General features: G+C 45.0%; 18 protein-coding genes and 1 pseudogene. 5 read left to right on the forward strand and 14 right to left on the reverse strand.

Going from position 1 to position 17,011, the window contains the following annotated elements:
- Positions 1–36 precede the first annotated feature (36 nt).
- Positions 37–1,251, forward strand: coding sequence for an O-antigen ligase RfaL (gene rfaL, locus ABVN36_RS11485; protein ID WP_000958457.1), 1,215 nt, complete (start codon positions 37–39; stop codon positions 1,249–1,251).
- A gap of 56 nt (positions 1,252–1,307) precedes the next feature.
- On the opposite strand, the gene ABVN36_RS11490 is transcribed toward rfaL, so the two are convergent.
- From ABVN36_RS11490 to rfaQ, 10 genes and pseudogenes are all read right to left on the reverse strand, one after another.
- The gene (locus tag ABVN36_RS11490) at positions 1,308–2,453 is read right to left on the reverse strand and encodes a lipopolysaccharide N-acetylglucosaminyltransferase (protein ID WP_000591825.1); all 1,146 of its coding nucleotides are present in this window, start codon (positions 2,451–2,453) and stop codon (positions 1,308–1,310) included.
- A 99-nt stretch (positions 2,454–2,552) separates the two neighbouring features.
- On the reverse strand, positions 2,553–3,362 hold the full coding sequence (waaZ, locus tag ABVN36_RS11495; RefSeq protein WP_000536017.1) for a 3-deoxy-D-manno-oct-2-ulosonate III transferase WaaZ: 810 nt from the start codon (positions 3,360–3,362) through the stop codon (positions 2,553–2,555).
- A 149-nt stretch (positions 3,363–3,511) separates the two neighbouring features.
- The gene (gene rfaY, locus ABVN36_RS11500; protein ID WP_000582809.1) at positions 3,512–4,210 is read right to left on the reverse strand and encodes a lipopolysaccharide core heptose(II) kinase RfaY; all 699 of its coding nucleotides are present in this window, start codon (positions 4,208–4,210) and stop codon (positions 3,512–3,514) included.
- A 22-nt stretch (positions 4,211–4,232) separates the two neighbouring features.
- A complete protein-coding gene (gene rfaJ, locus ABVN36_RS11505) occupies positions 4,233–5,243 on the reverse strand; it encodes a lipopolysaccharide 1,2-glucosyltransferase RfaJ (protein ID WP_023138281.1) in 1,011 nt (336 codons plus the stop codon).
- A gap of 17 nt (positions 5,244–5,260) precedes the next feature.
- Positions 5,261–6,274 carry a lipopolysaccharide 3-alpha-galactosyltransferase gene (waaO, locus tag ABVN36_RS11510; protein WP_023138282.1) on the reverse strand — a complete coding sequence of 338 codons (1,014 nt, stop codon included), beginning with the start codon at positions 6,272–6,274 and terminating at the stop codon, positions 5,261–5,263.
- Between the two features lie 5 nt (positions 6,275–6,279).
- The gene (gene waaB, locus ABVN36_RS11515; RefSeq protein WP_023138283.1) at positions 6,280–7,359 is read right to left on the reverse strand and encodes a lipopolysaccharide 1,6-galactosyltransferase; all 1,080 of its coding nucleotides are present in this window, start codon (positions 7,357–7,359) and stop codon (positions 6,280–6,282) included.
- A 117-nt stretch (positions 7,360–7,476) separates the two neighbouring features.
- A pseudogene (locus ABVN36_RS11520) lies at positions 7,477–7,638 on the reverse strand (glycosyltransferase family 8 protein); the annotation flags it as partial.
- Positions 7,639–7,693: 55 nt separating this feature from the next.
- A complete protein-coding gene (gene rfaP / locus ABVN36_RS11525) occupies positions 7,694–8,491 on the reverse strand; it encodes a lipopolysaccharide core heptose(I) kinase RfaP (RefSeq protein WP_023138285.1) in 798 nt (265 codons plus the stop codon).
- Positions 8,484–9,608, reverse strand: a complete 1,125-nt coding sequence (locus ABVN36_RS11530) for a glycosyltransferase family 4 protein (RefSeq protein WP_023138286.1) — start codon at positions 9,606–9,608, stop codon at positions 8,484–8,486. Before ABVN36_RS11530 ends, rfaP begins: the two co-directional genes overlap by 8 nt.
- Positions 9,605–10,675: a lipopolysaccharide core heptosyltransferase RfaQ gene (rfaQ, locus tag ABVN36_RS11535; protein ID WP_001526672.1), complete on the reverse strand. Its 1,071-nt coding sequence runs from the start codon at positions 10,673–10,675 to the stop codon at positions 9,605–9,607. Before rfaQ ends, ABVN36_RS11530 begins: the two co-directional genes overlap by 4 nt.
- A gap of 408 nt (positions 10,676–11,083) precedes the next feature.
- On the opposite strand from rfaQ, the gene waaA reads away from it, so the two are divergent.
- Positions 11,084–12,361, forward strand: coding sequence for a lipid IV(A) 3-deoxy-D-manno-octulosonic acid transferase (gene waaA / locus ABVN36_RS11540; RefSeq protein WP_000891580.1), 1,278 nt, complete (start codon positions 11,084–11,086; stop codon positions 12,359–12,361).
- Between the two features lie 8 nt (positions 12,362–12,369).
- Entirely contained in the window at positions 12,370–12,849 is a 480-nt protein-coding gene (gene coaD / locus ABVN36_RS11545) for a pantetheine-phosphate adenylyltransferase (RefSeq protein ID WP_001171884.1), read from the forward strand.
- A gap of 27 nt (positions 12,850–12,876) precedes the next feature.
- Here the strand turns inward: coaD and mutM are convergent, their stop codons facing one another.
- From mutM to radC, 4 genes are all read right to left on the reverse strand, one after another.
- Positions 12,877–13,686, reverse strand: coding sequence for a bifunctional DNA-formamidopyrimidine glycosylase/DNA-(apurinic or apyrimidinic site) lyase (mutM, locus tag ABVN36_RS11550; protein ID WP_023138287.1), 810 nt, complete (start codon positions 13,684–13,686; stop codon positions 12,877–12,879).
- Between the two features lie 97 nt (positions 13,687–13,783).
- Entirely contained in the window at positions 13,784–13,951 is a 168-nt protein-coding gene (rpmG, locus tag ABVN36_RS11555) for a 50S ribosomal protein L33 (RefSeq protein WP_001051798.1), read from the reverse strand.
- 20 nt (positions 13,952–13,971) lie between these two features.
- Complete coding sequence (rpmB, locus tag ABVN36_RS11560) at positions 13,972–14,208, reverse strand: 50S ribosomal protein L28 (RefSeq protein WP_001519051.1); 237 nt, start codon at positions 14,206–14,208, stop codon at positions 13,972–13,974.
- Between the two features lie 217 nt (positions 14,209–14,425).
- The gene (gene radC, locus ABVN36_RS11565; protein WP_023138288.1) at positions 14,426–15,091 is read right to left on the reverse strand and encodes a DNA repair protein RadC; all 666 of its coding nucleotides are present in this window, start codon (positions 15,089–15,091) and stop codon (positions 14,426–14,428) included.
- Between the two features lie 175 nt (positions 15,092–15,266).
- Here radC and coaBC point away from each other — a divergent pair, with 175 nt between their 5' ends.
- Entirely contained in the window at positions 15,267–16,487 is a 1,221-nt protein-coding gene (gene coaBC, locus ABVN36_RS11570; RefSeq protein WP_000050107.1) for a bifunctional phosphopantothenoylcysteine decarboxylase/phosphopantothenate--cysteine ligase CoaBC, read from the forward strand.
- Positions 16,465–16,923, forward strand: coding sequence for a dUTP diphosphatase (dut, locus tag ABVN36_RS11575; protein ID WP_000976078.1), 459 nt, complete (start codon positions 16,465–16,467; stop codon positions 16,921–16,923). The genes coaBC and dut overlap by 23 nt, the downstream gene beginning before the upstream one ends.
- The last annotated feature ends 88 nt before the right edge of the window (positions 16,924–17,011 follow it).

The raw sequence follows: 17,011 nt of genomic DNA on the forward strand, positions 1-17,011 counted from the left end.
GACTCTGTCTCATCCCAAACCTATTGTGGAGAAAAGATGCTAACCACATCATTAACGTTAAATAAAGAGAAATGGAAGCCGATCTGGAATAAAGCGCTGGTTTTTCTTTTTGTTGCCACGTATTTTCTGGATGGTATTACGCGTTATAAACATTTGATAATCATACTTATGGTTATCACCGCGATTTATCAGGTCTCACGCTCACCGAAAAGTTTCCCCCCTCTTTTCAAAAATAGCGTATTTTATAGCGTAGCAGTATTATCATTAATCCTTGTGTATTCCATACTCATATCGCCAGATATGAAAGAAAGTTTCAAGGAATTTGAAAATACGGTACTGGAGGGTTTCTTATTATATACTTTATTAATTCCCGTACTATTAAAAGATGAAACAAAAGAAACGGTTGCGAAAATAGTACTTTTCTCCTTTTTAACAAGTTTAGGGCTTCGCTGCCTTGCAGAGAGTATTCTGTATATCGAGGACTATAATAAAGGGATTATGCCATTCATAAGCTATGCGCATCGACATATGTCCGATTCCATGGTTTTCTTATTTCCAGCATTATTGAATATTTGGCTGTTTAGAAAAAATGCAATTAAGTTGGTTTTTTTGGTGCTTAGCGCTATCTACCTTTTCTTTATCCTGGGAACCCTATCGCGAGGGGCATGGTTGGCGGTGCTTATAGTAGGTGTTCTGTGGGCAATACTGAACCGCCAATGGAAGTTAATAGGAGTTGGTGCCATTTTATTAGCCATTATCGGCGCTTTGGTTATCACTCAACATAATAACAAACCAGACCCAGAACATTTACTGTATAAATTACAGCAGACAGATAGCTCATATCGTTATACTAACGGAACCCAGGGCACCGCGTGGATACTGATTCAGGAAAACCCGATCAAGGGCTACGGCTATGGTAATGATGTGTATGATGGTGTTTATAATAAACGCGTTGTCGATTATCCAACGTGGACCTTTAAAGAATCTATCGGTCCGCATAATACCATTCTGTACATCTGGTTTAGTGCTGGCATATTGGGTCTGGCGAGTCTGGCCTATTTATATGGCGCTATCATCAGGGAAACAGCCAGCTCTACCTTCAGGAAAGTAGAGATAAGCCCCTACAATGCTCATCTCTTGCTATTTTTATCTTTCGTCGGTTTTTATATCGTTCGTGGCAATTTTGAACAGGTCGATATTGCTCAAATTGGTATCATTACCGGTTTTCTGCTGGCGCTAAGAAATAGATAAAAAAACGCGCTGATACTTATTACGGTATCAGCGCGTTTTTCATCATCCGGGCTCAATCACTTATCAAACCAGCTTTTCATTTGTTCCTCGAAACGCTGCGCTACATTTTCCCAACTGTATTTTGAAAACACCAGGGATTTTGCTTTTTCGGCAATCTGGTGGCGTTCCTTATCAGCAAGCGCACGGTTAATATCATTAATTATACTGTCGCTCGACATAGGCTCTGCGAGGTGATAGCCCGTTATGCCATCTAACACAAATTCGCTAATCCCCCCTTTTTTGCTGGCAAGAACCGCTTTTCCTGCTGCCATCGCTTCTACAGCCACCATGCAAAATGCTTCTTCAACCTGAGACGGCACAATAACCAGATCGGCTATATGATAGAAGTTATGCATCTGGTCGGGAGATTGCCCCCCAGCCATAATACAATCCGTTCCAATCTCTTTTGCGGCGTCCAGTACTTTCTTTTGATACTCAGCTTTTTCACCCTTGCGGCTTGCATAAGGGTCGCCAACAACGACAAGTTTAATATTACTTTTTAAGGTACGTAATTTTTTGAACGCCTGCAAAAGCAACAGGATGCCTTTATCAGGCGAAATTCTCCCGGCATATAAGAGAACGGTGGCATCTTCCGCAATATTTAATTGCTGACGGAGGTTATTTTGTGGGTTTCTTTTATAAGTCTCAGCACAAAAACCATTAGGCACAATACTAACAGCAGCGGCGGGCAACCTTTCTTCATAAAACGCTTTAAGAAACTGACTGGGTACGATAATTTTTGCATCGTTATCAGGAAGTTCTGGTTCAAATGCGTTATGCATGTGCATAACCAGTTTTGCATTCGGATTGCGCTCTCTGATCTGCCGATACAGTTTCATACTATTATGAATAACAATGACGCTATCTTCCTGGGTAGTCACTTTATCTCTAATATTAAGGATGCGCTGGGAATAGGGTAATGGGTCGAGACGAGTCCATTTCTGAAAAAGACGCTTATAAACTTTACTAAACCCAATGTAATGAATATCACAGTTATCGTTTATTTTATTATATTCAGGATAGCCAGCATTCTTTATACAAGCAATAGCACTCGGTATTGATAGTCGTTTTGCAACCTGGTAAATCCAGGTTTCTACCGCAGCCGCACCACGAGGAGGAATTGAAAATATAGGAGTAACAGTAAATATGATTTTTTTAATCATAATAGCTATAATCCAGAATAGTTAACTTTATAGAAAAAGAAATGTTATACAAAAAGAAATGCGTGCCGAAGCAACGCAAAATAATGATTTATCTAGTATCTAGACAATTTTATCGTAATATATTTCATCCTCAAGTTCCGAGGCTGTAATATATGGAATAATATCGTAATGAATTGCAGTATCATCTGATAAATTAAAGATATTTAAATCACTCACATTTTTTCTCATAAAAGTAAAAAATGGCAGTATTTTAAACAGGTCTTTACTAAGCTCAGATGGCATAGGGCTGGTAGATTCGTCATAGAAACGTGGGCAACTTCCTGTTAAGTCAAGCCCAGAACATATAATACGACCATACTTGAGGGAATAGGCAACCTGAATAGCGGTATAAGCAATAGTATGGCAAGAGCAATACCCGATGCTGATATCCTTGCAAAATCCAGCCAGTCGCCCTCTTTTCGAAAGAGGAACTGAAATAAGTAATGCTTTATGAACCCGCTTGAGGATATTAAATTTAATTTTCTTTAAAAAGCCCCCTTTTTCTCGGCGATAAAAGGAGCGAATAATTAAACAGTTTTCTTCAATATATTTTTGATCATCCACTGAAGCCTGTTCGTACACATCAAGATTGACGATAGTAAACTGACTGTTACGGCTAAAGTTATAAAAATCTTCGCGCCGGCGATGGAGGAAGCGAACATCCGTCAGAAGGTACAAAAATGGCTTGACGTTATTGTTTAGCAAATATTGAACAGAACCATTGACTGCAATGACATCTTTCATTCGTAACAAGGACAGCGGCGTCTTTCTGGACGTAGGACCAGAAAGAAAAATAATACAATCTTCAGCCGTTCTTTTCGCAATAAGTTGCAGAACATCGGCGTGAGTTATGAAGTTAACGCTGCCCATAAAAAACTCGTATGTTTATCATGCAACCTATAAATAAATGTTATATTCAATAACTAATATTACATCTCAAATTCTCTCAAGTATGTCATAACGCTGCAGCAAATAAAAGTCAGTCAGCTCCTTAAATTAAACCAAACGTGCTACATTGATCAGCGCTTTTCCTTACCCTTAATACGACGAAGGAAATTTCTGAGTTTTTTCTTATAAATCAATAAGTAAAATCCGATATCTCTCACATTATTTTTGATACCATAATGTCTTTCTAAATCAATACGATCCTTTGCTTTTCGTTGTCTGGAAGGTCTTTTTCCGGACAAATCGATAATTCTGATCTCATTGCCTTGCAGGATAAAGTTACCTTTATGGGGATCGCCCGAAACCATACCATGCTGATGCAGAGAATATATCGACTGTTTGATTTTTCCTCTCACCTCGTCAGAAATTTCTGGCATATCAACAAGTTCAATACCTTCAATATACTCAATTATCATCACGTATGTTTTTACATAGCGTAATGTTTTAATTTCCGCCAGCAGGTAAAAATCATTAAGCGCCGCAAACCCTTCACGCCGCACACGATCTGTCTGATGAAAAAGCTTTTCGTAGTAATCTCCTTTTACTAACGATTTGAAAAAGCGTTCAGTATTTTTTACTTTTGGACTAAATACTTTGAGAATATATTTTCCGTAGTCTGTATTAATCAATACAACTTTTGTATCTTCTATATTACGGAAGACTTTAATAACCTGATGATTATAAGATAGAAAATCTTTGAATATCTCAATGTATTTTTCACCGTCTTTTTTGACAAAGACGGTATAGTTTTTAATCTTTTTTTCAATAATCATAATGGAGATTTAGGGAGGGGAATTATTTGTGGAAAAATTTACGATAAAGATATGCGCTTCCAGCCAGAAGGCCTTTAAAATAATGCCCCTGCACGAGAAGATGTTTATATCGCTTCTTAAATTCGACTATGGTACGCGCATCTTTTGCAGGAGAATCTTTCCAGGGCGAGTTCAGTCGTGCATTTTTATAATAGATAACTGAAGGATAATTTGCCCAGGCATGCCATGGTTTTGTAGCGCCCGTATAATGAATTAAAACAGTATTATCATTAATTATATTGCTATATTTTTTATGTGACTTATCTTTCAACTCACTTTTGATAGTATAAATGGTATTATACGGTCGCGGTAGAAAAATGACTTTGTCCTGTAGGAGAATATTCAAAACATCCTGATCGGGATATTTAAAAGAGTCAGCTTCTTTACCTGCCAGAAGTAAAAATGCCTTTTTGGTTAAGGCATTCTCTTTCCATAATTTCAGGTTAACAAAAACCACGCCGGAGTTAAAATAACCACCTTGTAAATTAAATGCTCTTAATCTCTCATTTACCTTATTCTGGATGGAATCAACATCTCTTACGACCGCAGCAATCTTCTCTGTCAAATCAAGCTGTAGAAGATCTTGCAAAGATCCTTTGCATACAACATCGGCATCCAAATAAAGTAGTGTATTTACCTTCTTGCTGAGATAATCGAAAGCAAATAAACGAAAATACATTGCTCTCGACCATACTTTAGTTTGAGGCAATACCTCAAGGCTTTCTACTTTAATAAGATAAAGAGAAATTTTTATGTGATGCTGTACGGCTAAACGCTCTATATATTTTACAAAACACGGGGAGTATGAATCACAAATAATGTGAAAAGCGAGCGGGATATTATTGTTTAATACAACTGAAGCGATTGATACTCCCACACCATCAAGATAGTTTTCATCAACGCCATAAGAAATGTTTAATACGTTATTATCATTATTATTACTTTCATCAAAAACTTTATATTCAGCTATTTCTATCTCAGGAAATGAATCCATTACATCACCTATGGGTTTTATTCAAGAAGTTTACGTTTAAAGTAGGCTATATAATAATTTATACCCGAAGTATAATGCTTCTGATTAAACATATGCTTTGCCGCATAACGTAACTGATGGCTAGTCACTGGATTTAAAAGTGCACAATGAGACCATGGTGAGTTGCTCTTAGCCTGTAAAAAATATTGTGACACGGAGTAAGCCCCCCAACTATGCCAGGGCTTCGTTGGTCCGATATAATGAACAAATACAGTCTCAGCATCGACTGGATTAATAACTGAATCTTTTAATTCATAGTTAAGACTAAATTGTGTATTAAATTTTTTATCAACAAAACGCGCTTTATTCACTAACAATATATTTAATACATCCTGATCAAGGTGCGTTATGCGCTGTACTACCTCCGGATCTTTTAGCATTTCAATCGCTTTCTTAGAGATATTTTCTGCGGTCCAAAGAGGTATGTTAATTAAAATAAAACCGGCATTAAAATAGCCAGAAACCAGCCCAGGCGTTGCCAGGCTAACCGAGCGCTTAGTCCACCATTCCAACTCGCCTTCAGCAACGACAGCCGCAATCTCATTTTCAGCGAAATTAAGATCAATAAGTTCCTGAATACTCCCCTTACATGCAATATCTGCATCCAGATAAAGTACTCTATCTGTTTTATCTGAAAAATAATCGGCGATAATGAATCTAAAGTATGTTGCATAGGTCCAGTTTTTGGTACTGGGTAGCGATTTTAAGCGCTCACAGTCGATTAGGTAAACAACAATCTGCGTAGCGTACTGTTTTGCTAATGCCTCAAATCGCTGCTGGTCTTCAGAGCCAAAGAAATCGGTAAAAACATGGAAAGCTAACGCCTTCTCTGGGTTAGCGAGGAGAACCGATGCAATAGAGACACCACAGCCAAAAAGAAAGTTTTTATCAATCCCATAAGCTATATTAAATTTAGCAGCGTCACTATGTTGTGCATAGTTATAATCTAAAGTCTGTTGAATGACTTCTTCTTCAAAATATTTTCTGCTCATAGTGATCACTTTTGTAATTTCGAGAATATTGCATTATTAAAATTTTTAAAATATAGCACATCGTAAAATCTCTCAATCGTGCCGGGAATAATATCATGCTGATATTTTACCTCACCAGAAATAACACGATTAAGGTGTCCTACAAAATCATCTATAGCCCCCGGAGTGTAAAGCTCACCATTCAAACCGGGTTTAATCATATCGCGCGGGCCAGACATACAATCAGAACTAATACACGGAATTCCATATGACATTGCTTCCAGCAGGGTCATAGGAAATCCCTCAAATGCAGAGGTAAGTAGTAACGCGGTGACATTTTTTATTTTTTGCTGTACGACTTGCCACGGCGCGCTTTGCCAACCATACCAGATCACACGCTGCTCAATACCAAGCTCCCGACTATAGGCCTGGCACTTTTCAAAATCTGAGCCATCACCAATAATATGTAGCTGCCATTCCCCTGTCGTACGAGCTAAGCCATCAAATAAATCTTTAACTCTTTTCTGCCCTTCAAATTTAAGACGCCCTACATAGAGAAATACAGCGGGTTTATCGCGCTCAGGCGGCGGCACAATGACTGTTTTAATAGAGACAGGATTATAAACGACGCTAATATCTTGCGCTGAGATACCCCGTGCCATCATCTGTTCTTTAATACCACTACTGATGGCCAGATGATAATCCGCGTACGTTATACATTCTGCATGTTTTTTATGGTCGAGCGAAAAATGCGGCCACGAGAAAATAGTAAACTGTTTACCACTTTTCTTTCGTGCTTTATTGGCATAAAGACATGAGATGACATCAATACATATCACAATATCCGGTGACGTTTCTTTCAGCCATTGACTAAAATTATAAACATGCTTAGCTCGACGAAGAAAACTTAATTTTATATTTGAGAATGATTGCGCATATTTAATCTCTTTTAGCCATGCTTTATCCATTTTGTCATTACGACAAAAGAAAAACATTTCACAGTTGATTTTCGGAGAGCTATTTTCAAACGTATGGATAACGTTGCTAATAACGGTTTCCATCCCTCCAAAACCAGATACCGCTTCGCCAATAAATGCTATTTTCATATATACCCCAGAGTTAAAACCTTAATCTAAAGACTTTAGATATTAAATAGCAAAAATAGTAATATAACCCTATAGAGTAATTTTTACCTGACATCTCTCTTTTTGCTTTAAGGCGTATTCAATATCTTTATTATTTTCGATAATGGAATATATTGCCACACCTGCTGGCATTATAAAACCATGATCAAAGCAAAGAGCAATGTCCAGTCTTCTTCCAAAAAAATCATCATGTTGAATTATGTTTTTTTGGTTTGAAATATAACTTTTAATGTCAGACATTCTGTCTATCCTTGTCTCACTCATAAATTACTCACTGAGTGCATAATTATTATAATTACAGATTTTTTCTTATTGTTCTTTCTTTAATTCGAGCGGCTTTAACATCTGCCTGATGAATCAACCCCGATTCTTTTTGCAAAATCTCTCGCAGGGGGAGAGAGAAATACTCACGCATAAACCGGAATATATCTCGCTGAGTCAGGCCAATATTCATTGAAGAAAAATAAAGCCCAATTAAATCTTTGTCACGCCAGCGAAGGGGAACGTGCTGGCGTATCTGCGCGCGATGCAGGTCGATTACGGAGATTTTTAAATCCTCTTCGCGACCAGTGAAAGGTAAATGCAGAAGAAAGTGGCAAATATAACAGTCGCGATGGTTAATTCCCCCGGCGTGCATTTTACGTACCATAGTCGCAACACGCTTAATGATCATCCACTTCACCTGCGCGTCCGGTGGATTAACAGCCCAGTCAGCACAGTAGTCTTCAAGGCTAATGGTAGGCGTTAAATCTTCGGTGATAATAAATGATGTTCTGGTTAGCGGGTTTACGCCTTTTTCACCAAAACCAACACCGTGCATCGTATCAACGCCCAGCTCATGTAGACGATGAATGGCGTGCCATTCTCTGTCAGCGCCCAGAACAGGCATACGTAACGAAATCAGGTTCTTCACAATTTCTTTCAGCGAAGTGCCTTTATGCCACTTCAGGAAGTAGCTTTTACCGTCCAGCTCAAACCGCAATGTTCGACGCGTCTCCAGCTCTCTGAACACTTCGCCCTGTAACGTTTTCACTTCCTCAAAAACATCTTTACCGCGCCATAGTGTGGTTAACGGCGCTTTCAGCTCAACCATCTAAATCACCTGTAATAATATCTGCGGCCTTCTCCGGTAAGCTGTATAAATCCTGGGTATCAGCATAATACCGCGCATTTTCAGCCCAGGCGTTGCGTAAGGAAGGCTGTGTCAGCGCTTTGAGTAAAACCTCATTTAGCGCATCCTGGCGGAATGGTTCAGTCATCGCTTCGCCACAGTTTGCATCCACAATATAATGTGCATAACCGCACACCGCGGTTGTCAGCACCGGCAAACCAGCAGTAATGGCTTCCAGCAAAACAATACCAGCAGCTTCCTGATAGGCTGGATGCAGTAAAAGGTCGGCTGCCGCCATTAACTCCGCGATATCATTACGTCCGGAGAAAAAATGCACATTCGTGCCGACGCCGCTTCTTTCAGCCAGTGCTGCAAACTTCTTCGGCTTATCCTGCCCGACAACATAGAGCACCGTATTTTGCCGTAAAGATTCGGGTAGCGATGCCAGCGCTTCAATAGAGCGATCCACACCTTTACGGGTAAAGTCAGACCCTACTTGCAACAGTAATTTTTGCTGTTCTGAGATACCATTTTTCTGACGATAAATTTGACGACTGTTCGGGATCTGTTGGCTATATTTTCTGTCCGGGTAAATCCCCGGAGGAAGAATATGGAAACGCTCCGCTTCAGTCTGATAATGTTTTTGGAAGTCAGCAATCTGCTTATTCGTCAGCATTAATAGTTGCGTCGGCTTGCCGTGTTCAAACGTGGCGCGTTCAAAAGCAGCATAATGCCGATAGCGTGATGTCAGGCGATAGAAAAAACCTTTTTCCTGTGCGACTTTTTCGGCGTAACACACGTCTGCGGCGTAATACACATCAAGGCCCGGCATCTTATTGAATCCAACCACCCGATCGACAGGGTGGTCGCGCAAATGGTGTTGCACCCAGGCATAATATTCTGCGTTACGACCGTGGTTCGTCCGGGATTTAACCGGCACGCGGATTAATTCAAAGTTATCCGGGCATTCCCCTTCCCATGACTGAGTATAAACACGAACCTGATACCCTCGCGCCGCCACGGTTTGGGCAATGCGCATAAAATCACGCTGCAGACCGCCAAAAGGAAAATATTTATATAAGCAAAAGGCAACTCTCATAGCAGGCTGTCCAAATCTATGGTGCGTGCCTCATGCGGCAGCATTTTTTCCGTCGCGGCGATAACATCTTCAGCCGGAATCACAGAAAGGTATTTTTTATTACGATCAAGCTCATGCCGTTCAGGCATCGGCTGATAATTGCCTGCCCAAAACTGAATGATGTCGTCGGTCCAGGGACGCCAGAACACATGATCCGTCGCGCCGAAAAGGCAAATGACCGGCGTTTTGACTGCTGCGGCAATATGACCAGGGGCCGAATCAACGCCGATAAAGAGATCCGCATGGTCAATCAACGCGCCTAATTCAGGAAAGCGAGTTTTACCCGCCAGACCAGTAACCGGTTTTGTCTCACAGCCGCGTGCAATAGCATCCACGCAGGCCATCTCGTCTGCGGCCGGGCCTGACGTCAGTACAACTTGATAACCGCGGCGCTGCACGGCATCAATAACCTGCGAGAATTTATCATTATCCCAGCACTTAAATAGCTGCCGTGCCGTAGGCTGAATAACAACATATTGTCGGGTCACACCAAGTTGTTTGAGCTGTTGTCGCATGTTTTCCCAATGTTCCGGGCGATAGCTCATGGTGGTTTCAGTGACATACTGTTTTAGCGCTAACGGCTTTAGCGCGGATAATGTGCGCTCAACAGCATGTTCTCCCGCATAAGGTACTAAATGCGTAAAGCTTTTTTTCCATAAAGCAGACTGACGATTACCGAAATCCTGCGAGATTTTTATTTTTGCGTTTAAAAAACGCACAATAAGCGCCACGCTCCACTGATCGGTGAGATTGACGACCAGATCATACGAGTTAGCACGCAATTTTTTGATTAGCGATAGCGCGTTTTTGATCTTCTCTTTTGTTCCTGCGCCTTTGTTACTGATGCCGTAGAGTGCATTAATCTCCGGATTTTCCGACAATATCGGTATGGTGTTCTGGTAAAGAAGCACATCGATTTTTGCATCGGGATAATTCTGCTTCAGCGTACTGATGACAGGGGTGGTAAGTAACATGTCTCCATGAAAACGCATTTTTATAATCAGAATTCTTCGAAATGGCTTTTCCACAAGCGACTCTTTGGTTGAAATTGTCCGGATAAATAAGCAGAAAAAAGCACGCTACCGCCCCAGGCTTCACAGCAACCCGATGGCTAATACCGCACTCATTTTAGATGCGCTAGTGTAACACTTCTTTCGCAGCAATCCGATACGAATAATTTTTATACACAATCATTTTTTTAATTATAAATTCAAAGAGATAATAATTTATCCCTCTCTTGTGAATGGTCATTCCCATTGTCCGGGGCGACAAGGGCGGCAAATTTCAATGGATTGCGTAAAAATGCAAAAATAATGGGGTTCAGCGCCTGGAATCCTCGCTTCTGAGCCAATTTGGCGCAAAAATGGGAAAAGTAATGGTAAAGCCCAGGCTAAATACATAGAATCCCCAGCACATCCATAAGTCAGCTATTTACTATGCTCGAATTGCTTTACACCGCTCTTCTCTACCTTATTCAGCCTCTGATCTGGATACGGCTTTGGGTGCGTGGCCGTAAAGCGCCGGCCTATCGTAAACGCTGGGGTGAACGCTACGGATTCTACCGCCGTCCGTTGAAACCGGGCGGAATCATGCTGCATTCCGTCTCGGTGGGCGAAACTCTGGCGGCCATCCCATTGGTCCGCGCTCTACGTCATCGCTATCCCGATCTGCCTATTACCGTAACGACTATGACGCCGACCGGCTCGGAGCGCGTCCAGTCCGCCTTTGGCAACGATGTTCAGCACGTTTACTTACCTTATGATTTGCCCGATGCGCTCAATCGTTTCCTCAATGAGATTGATCCTAAGCTGGTATTGATCATGGAGACTGAGCTCTGGCCAAATCTGATTGCTGCGCTGCACAAACGTCATATTCCGCTGGTTATCGCTAATGCGCGGCTTTCCGCCCGCTCAGCCGCGGGTTATGCGAAGCTTGGCAAGTTTGTCCGTACGCTCCTGCGCCGTATCACCCTGATTGCCGCGCAAAACGAAGAAGATGGCGAACGCTTTGTGGCATTGGGCGCGAAGAACAATCAGGTCACGGTCACCGGCAGTCTGAAATTTGATATTTCAGTTACGCCGCAGCTGGCGGCTAAAGCCGTTACGCTACGCCGCCAGTGGGCGCCGCACCGTCCGGTCTGGATTGCCACCAGCACCCACGATGGCGAAGAGAGTATCGTTATCGCCGCTCACCAGGCGTTATTACATCAATTCCCGAATTTATTACTGATTCTGGTGCCCCGCCATCCGGAGCGTTTCCCGGATGCTATCAATCTTGTGCGTCAGGCAGGGTTAAGCTACATCACTCGCTCTTCGGGCGAAGTGCCGTCCGCCAGCACCCAGGTCGTGGTAGGCGATACCATGGGCGAATTAATGTTGCTCTATGGCATTGCCGATCTCGCCTTTGTTGGTGGTTCGCTGGTTGAACGCGGCGGTCATAACCCGCTGGAGGCCGCCGCTCATGCGATTCCGGTACTGATGGGTCCGCATACCTTTAACTTTAAAGATATTTGCGCCCGTCTGGATCAGGCGAGCGGACTTATCACGATTACCGATGCGGCTACGCTGGCAAAAGAAGTTTCCTCTTTACTGACCGACGCTGATTATCGTAATTTCTACGGACGTCACGCAGTTGAAGTGCTGTATCAAAATCAGGGCGCGCTCCAGCGTCTGCTGCAACTGCTGGAACCTTATCTGCCACCGAAAACGCATTGAGGACTGTCATGCAAAAACGGGCGATTTATCCAGGTACGTTTGATCCGATTACTAACGGTCATCTCGATATTGTGACGCGCGCAACGCAGATGTTCGACCATGTCATTCTGGCTATCGCCGCCAGCCCCGGCAAGAAACCCATGTTCACCCTGGACGAACGTGTGGCGCTGGCGCAAAAAGCGACCGCACACCTGGGTAACGTAGAGGTGGTGGGCTTTAGCGACCTGATGGCCAATTTCGCCCGCGACAGACAGGCGAATATCCTGATTCGTGGTCTGCGCGCGGTGGCGGATTTTGAATATGAAATGCAGTTGGCGCATATGAATCGCCATCTGATGCCGCAACTGGAAAGCGTTTTCCTGATGCCGTCCAAAGAGTGGTCGTTTATTTCATCGTCGCTGGTCAAAGAAGTGGCACGCCATCAGGGCGATGTGACCCACTTTCTGCCGGACAATGTACATCAGGCGCTAATGGATAAGTTGAAATAAGTTTCCTTCCTTGCCGGGCCTGGCATTTTACTTCTGACAGTGACGGCAATAGAACGTCGCACGCTGTGCGTGTTTCGTTGCGACTATCGGCGTACCGCATACCCGACACGGCTCGCCTTTGCGCCCGTACACCTGCAACTCCTGCGCAAAATAGCCCGGTTTCCCATCGCTTTGCAGAAAATCCTTCAGCGTTGTCCCGCCTTGTTCAATAGAGCGCAGCAAAACGGCTTTAATCACCCGTGCCAGCAGGTCGCACTCCTCTGTCGAGAGTGACAACGCCAGGCGGTCAGGGTGAATACCAGCGGCAAACAGCGACTCGCTGGCGTAGATATTCCCCACGCCGACCACCAGCTTGTTATCCATCAGCCAGGGTTTAATCGCCGTCTTCTTCTTCGCGCATTTCTGCTGCAAATATTCGCCATTAAACTCATCGCTTAGCGGCTCCGGTCCCAGATGCGCCAGTACGTTATGCCCTTCCAGCTCTTTGGTCCATAACCAGGCGCCAAAGCGGCGAGGATCGGTATAACGTAGAATTTTGCCGTTGCTCATCACCAAATCGACATGGTCGTGCTTTTCCGCCGGCAGCGCTTCCGGCAGTATCCGCAAGCTTCCCGACATCCCCAGGTGAATAATTATCCAGCCGTCAGGCAGCTCCAGCAGTAGATATTTAGCACGACGCTGAACGCTAAGGACGGGTGTATCGCTCAGACGATAAATTTCGTCTGAAACCGGCCAACGCAGACGACCGTTACGGATATGGGCGTGCAGGATAGTAGCGCCAACTAAATGGGGTTCAATACCCCGGCGGCTGGTTTCAACTTCGGGTAATTCAGGCATAACGTCTCCGGCTGTGTGGCAGGTCTCATTAATATGGGGACGGCCAGAAAACAAAAAACCCCGCCGAAGCGAGGTTTTTGTTACATCAAAGCGAGAATTATTTGATTTTCGCTTCTTTGTAGATCACGTGCTGACGGACAACTGGATCGAATTTTTTCAGTTCCAGTTTTTCCGGCTTAGTACGTTTGTTCTTCGTAGTGGTATAGAAGTGACCAGTACCAGCAGAAGAAACCAGCTTGATTTTCTCACGAATACCTTTAGCCATGACTTATTTCCTCTTAGTACTTAGTACTTTTCGCCACGGGCACGCAGTTCAGACAGAACTGTTTCGATGCCTTTTTTATCGATGATACGCATACCTTTAGCAGATACACGCAGGGTGACAAAACGCTTCTCGCTCTCAACCCAGAAACGGTGAGAGTGCAGGTTAGGCAGGAAACGGCGTTTAGTCGCGTTCAGTGCGTGGGAACGGTTGTTACCGGTCACCGGACGCTTGCCAGTAACTTGGCAGACTCGGGACATGTCTATTCTCCAAAAATCAAATTAGCTCGAGCTTCGTATGGGGTATCGGCGCCTCGTCAGGCTTTACAGCCTGGTCATCGCGCAGTTCTATTGAACTCTCGATTGCCAGGCCCAAATGCCAAACCCGAGATTCTCAAAGGTGGCGTAGTATACGCTGACCCGGCGATATGCTCAAGTCCCGAACAGACAAAGATCCCGATGGATCGCGCAAAGAATCTTAAATCCAGCCGCGTTCGGCAAAAGAAACGTACTCTCCGCGCCCAATTATCAGGTGATCGAGCACCCGGATATCCATAAACTGGCAACACTTTATCACGCGCTCAGTGATAAATTTATCTGCTTTACTTGGCTCTGCGCAGCCTGAAGGGTGGTTATGCGCCAGAATGACCGCTGAAGCATTGAGTTTAATCGCTTCCCGAACAATCTCACGCGGGTGCACCTCTACGTGGTTAAGCGTGCCGGAAAACAGGCGGCTGTGCTGAAGCACCCGGTGCTGGGCATCGAGGAAGATCACCAGAAAGATCTCACGCTCTTCGCCCGTCAGTTGGCTTTGCAGAAATTCCCGCGTCATTTCCGGACTCAGCAACGCACTTTCCTCATTCATGCGCACGCTGTAATAGCGCCTTGCCAGCTCAGCAATGCCTTTCAACTGCGCGAATTTCGCCAGGCCGATGCCGTTTACGCCGCGAAACTGCGCAAAGTCCGCCGACAGCAGGCCATACAGCGACCCAAAGTGCTGCAATATCTCTTTTGCCAACGTCATAACATCTTTTCCCGGCGTGCCGGTACGTAAAAAAAGCGCCAGCAGCTCCACGTCGCTGAGGGAAGCAATGCCGGATCTGAGCATTTTTTCACGCGGTAATAATTCGTCCAACGTATCCATACGCGCACCTCCTTTTTTAAGGAAGCGGCATAGTGGCACAGCCTTTGGGAGAGATCGACGCCCCGATTTTGTTCTTGCGTAGCGCCTCGCAAAGTGGAGCGCAGGCAAAGACACGACGCCGTAGAGATTGTGATAAAATAGCCGCCTTTCAAAGTCACCCAACAGGAAAGACATGATGAGCCTGGCCGGTAAAAAAATTGTTCTCGGCATTAGCGGCGGTATCGCTGCGTATAAAACGCCGGAGCTGGTGCGCCGTTTACGTGAGCGCGGCGCTGACGTGCGCGTGGCAATGACCGAGGCGGCAAAAGCCTTTATTACCCCCCTGAGCTTACAGGCAGTGTCGGGCTATCCCGTATCCGACAGTCTGCTTGACCCTGCCGCCGAAGCCGCGATGGGGCATATCGAGTTGGGGAAATGGGCCGACCTGGTTATTCTTGCCCCCGCGACCGCCGACCTGATCGCCCGTGTAGCATCGGGTATGGCTAATGATTTAGTCTCCACCATCTGCCTGGCGACGCCAGCCCCGGTGGCCGTTCTTCCGGCCATGAACCAACAGATGTACCGCGCTGCCGCCACGCAACATAATCTGGAGGTGCTCGCCTCTCGCGGCCTGTTCATTTGGGGGCCGGATAGCGGCAGTCAGGCGTGCGGCGATGTAGGCCCAGGCCGAATGCTGGACCCATTAGTTATCGTTGATAAGGCCGCCGCGCATTTCGCTGCCGTCAACGATCTGCGACATCTTAATATCATGATTACGGCAGGCCCGACGCGCGAACCGCTCGACCCGGTGCGTTATATTTCCAACCACAGCTCAGGTAAAATGGGCTTCGCTATTGCGGCGGCCGCAGCGCGTCGCGGCGCAAATGTCACGCTGGTCTCCGGTCCCGTTTCGTTACCAACACCGCCTTTTGTAAAACGGGTTGATGTCATAACCGCGCTGGACATGGAAGCCGCTGTTCAGGCCGCCGTTCAACAGCAGCATATTTTCATTAGCTGCGCCGCCGTGGCTGACTATCGCGCAGAGACTATCGCCAGTGAAAAAATCAAAAAACAGGCGGCGCAAGGTGATGAATTACTAATAAAAATGGTCAAAAACCCGGACATTGTCGCCGGGGTGGCCGCGCTCAGTGACAATCGACCCTATGTTGTTGGGTTTGCCGCGGAAACGAATAATGTGGAAGAATACGCCCGGCAAAAACGTATCCGTAAAAACCTTGACCTGATTTGTGCAAATGATGTTTCTCTTTCAAATCAGGGATTTAATAGCGATAAAAACGCTTTACACCTTTTCTGGCAGGATGGAGATAAAGTCTTACCGCTTGAGCGGAAAGAACTCCTGGGCCAATTATTACTCGACGAGATCGTGACCCGTTATGATGAAAAAAATCGACGTTAAGATTCTGGACCCGCGTGTTGGTCAGCAGTTTCCGCTGCCGACTTATGCTACTTCTGGTTCTGCCGGGCTTGACCTGCGCGCCTGTCTCGACGACGCCGTAGAACTGGCGCCTGGCGCAACGACGTTGGTGCCTACCGGACTGGCCATTCATATCGCCGATCCATCACTGGCGGCAGTCATGTTGCCGCGTTCGGGCCTGGGCCATAAACATGGTATCGTGCTGGGCAACCTGGTCGGGCTGATTGATTCCGATTATCAGGGGCAACTGATGGTTTCGATCTGGAACCGTGGTCAGGACAGTTTTACCATTGAACCGGGCGAACGTATCGCGCAAATGGTGTTTGTTCCGGTCGTTCAGGCCGAATTTAATCTGGTGGAAGCATTTGACGCCACCGAACGTGGCGAGGGCGGCTTCGGTCATTCTGGCCGTAAGTAAATTTTACGCATCCCCATAACGTCATAATACTGCCGCAAGCGCTGAGTTTGCGGTTATAGCGTGGGTGCTCGCCTGGCAAGTGCTTATT

This window comes from Salmonella sp. SJTUF15581 (assembly GCF_043356775.1).
Classification (GTDB): domain Bacteria; phylum Pseudomonadota; class Gammaproteobacteria; order Enterobacterales; family Enterobacteriaceae; genus Salmonella; species Salmonella enterica.

What these genes read in the sequence shown, in the direction of transcription:
- waaA (WP_000891580.1), top strand. Translation starts at nt 11,084, where the DNA reads ATGCTCGAATTGCTTTACACCGCTCTTCTCTACCTTATTCAGCCTCTG.
- waaZ (WP_000536017.1), bottom strand. Translation starts at nt 3,362, where the DNA reads ATGGGCAGCGTTAACTTCATAACTCACGCCGATGTTCTGCAACTTATT.
- mutM (WP_023138287.1), bottom strand. Translation starts at nt 13,686, where the DNA reads ATGCCTGAATTACCCGAAGTTGAAACCAGCCGCCGGGGTATTGAACCC.
- coaD (WP_001171884.1), top strand. Translation starts at nt 12,370, where the DNA reads ATGCAAAAACGGGCGATTTATCCAGGTACGTTTGATCCGATTACTAAC.
- rfaY (WP_000582809.1), bottom strand. Translation starts at nt 4,210, where the DNA reads ATGATTATTGAAAAAAAGATTAAAAACTATACCGTCTTTGTCAAAAAA.
- dut (WP_000976078.1), top strand. Translation starts at nt 16,465, where the DNA reads ATGATGAAAAAAATCGACGTTAAGATTCTGGACCCGCGTGTTGGTCAG.
- coaBC (WP_000050107.1), top strand. Translation starts at nt 15,267, where the DNA reads ATGAGCCTGGCCGGTAAAAAAATTGTTCTCGGCATTAGCGGCGGTATC.
- ABVN36_RS11530 (WP_023138286.1), bottom strand. Translation starts at nt 9,608, where the DNA reads ATGAGAGTTGCCTTTTGCTTATATAAATATTTTCCTTTTGGCGGTCTG.
- radC (WP_023138288.1), bottom strand. Translation starts at nt 15,091, where the DNA reads ATGGATACGTTGGACGAATTATTACCGCGTGAAAAAATGCTCAGATCC.
- waaO (WP_023138282.1), bottom strand. Translation starts at nt 6,274, where the DNA reads ATGAGCAGAAAATATTTTGAAGAAGAAGTCATTCAACAGACTTTAGAT.
- rfaL (WP_000958457.1), top strand. Translation starts at nt 37, where the DNA reads ATGCTAACCACATCATTAACGTTAAATAAAGAGAAATGGAAGCCGATC.
- rfaP (WP_023138285.1), bottom strand. Translation starts at nt 8,491, where the DNA reads ATGGTTGAGCTGAAAGCGCCGTTAACCACACTATGGCGCGGTAAAGAT.
- rpmB (WP_001519051.1), bottom strand. Translation starts at nt 14,208, where the DNA reads ATGTCCCGAGTCTGCCAAGTTACTGGCAAGCGTCCGGTGACCGGTAAC.
- rpmG (WP_001051798.1), bottom strand. Translation starts at nt 13,951, where the DNA reads ATGGCTAAAGGTATTCGTGAGAAAATCAAGCTGGTTTCTTCTGCTGGT.
- rfaJ (WP_023138281.1), bottom strand. Translation starts at nt 5,243, where the DNA reads ATGGATTCATTTCCTGAGATAGAAATAGCTGAATATAAAGTTTTTGAT.
- ABVN36_RS11490 (WP_000591825.1), bottom strand. Translation starts at nt 2,453, where the DNA reads ATGATTAAAAAAATCATATTTACTGTTACTCCTATATTTTCAATTCCT.
- waaB (WP_023138283.1), bottom strand. Translation starts at nt 7,359, where the DNA reads ATGAAAATAGCATTTATTGGCGAAGCGGTATCTGGTTTTGGAGGGATG.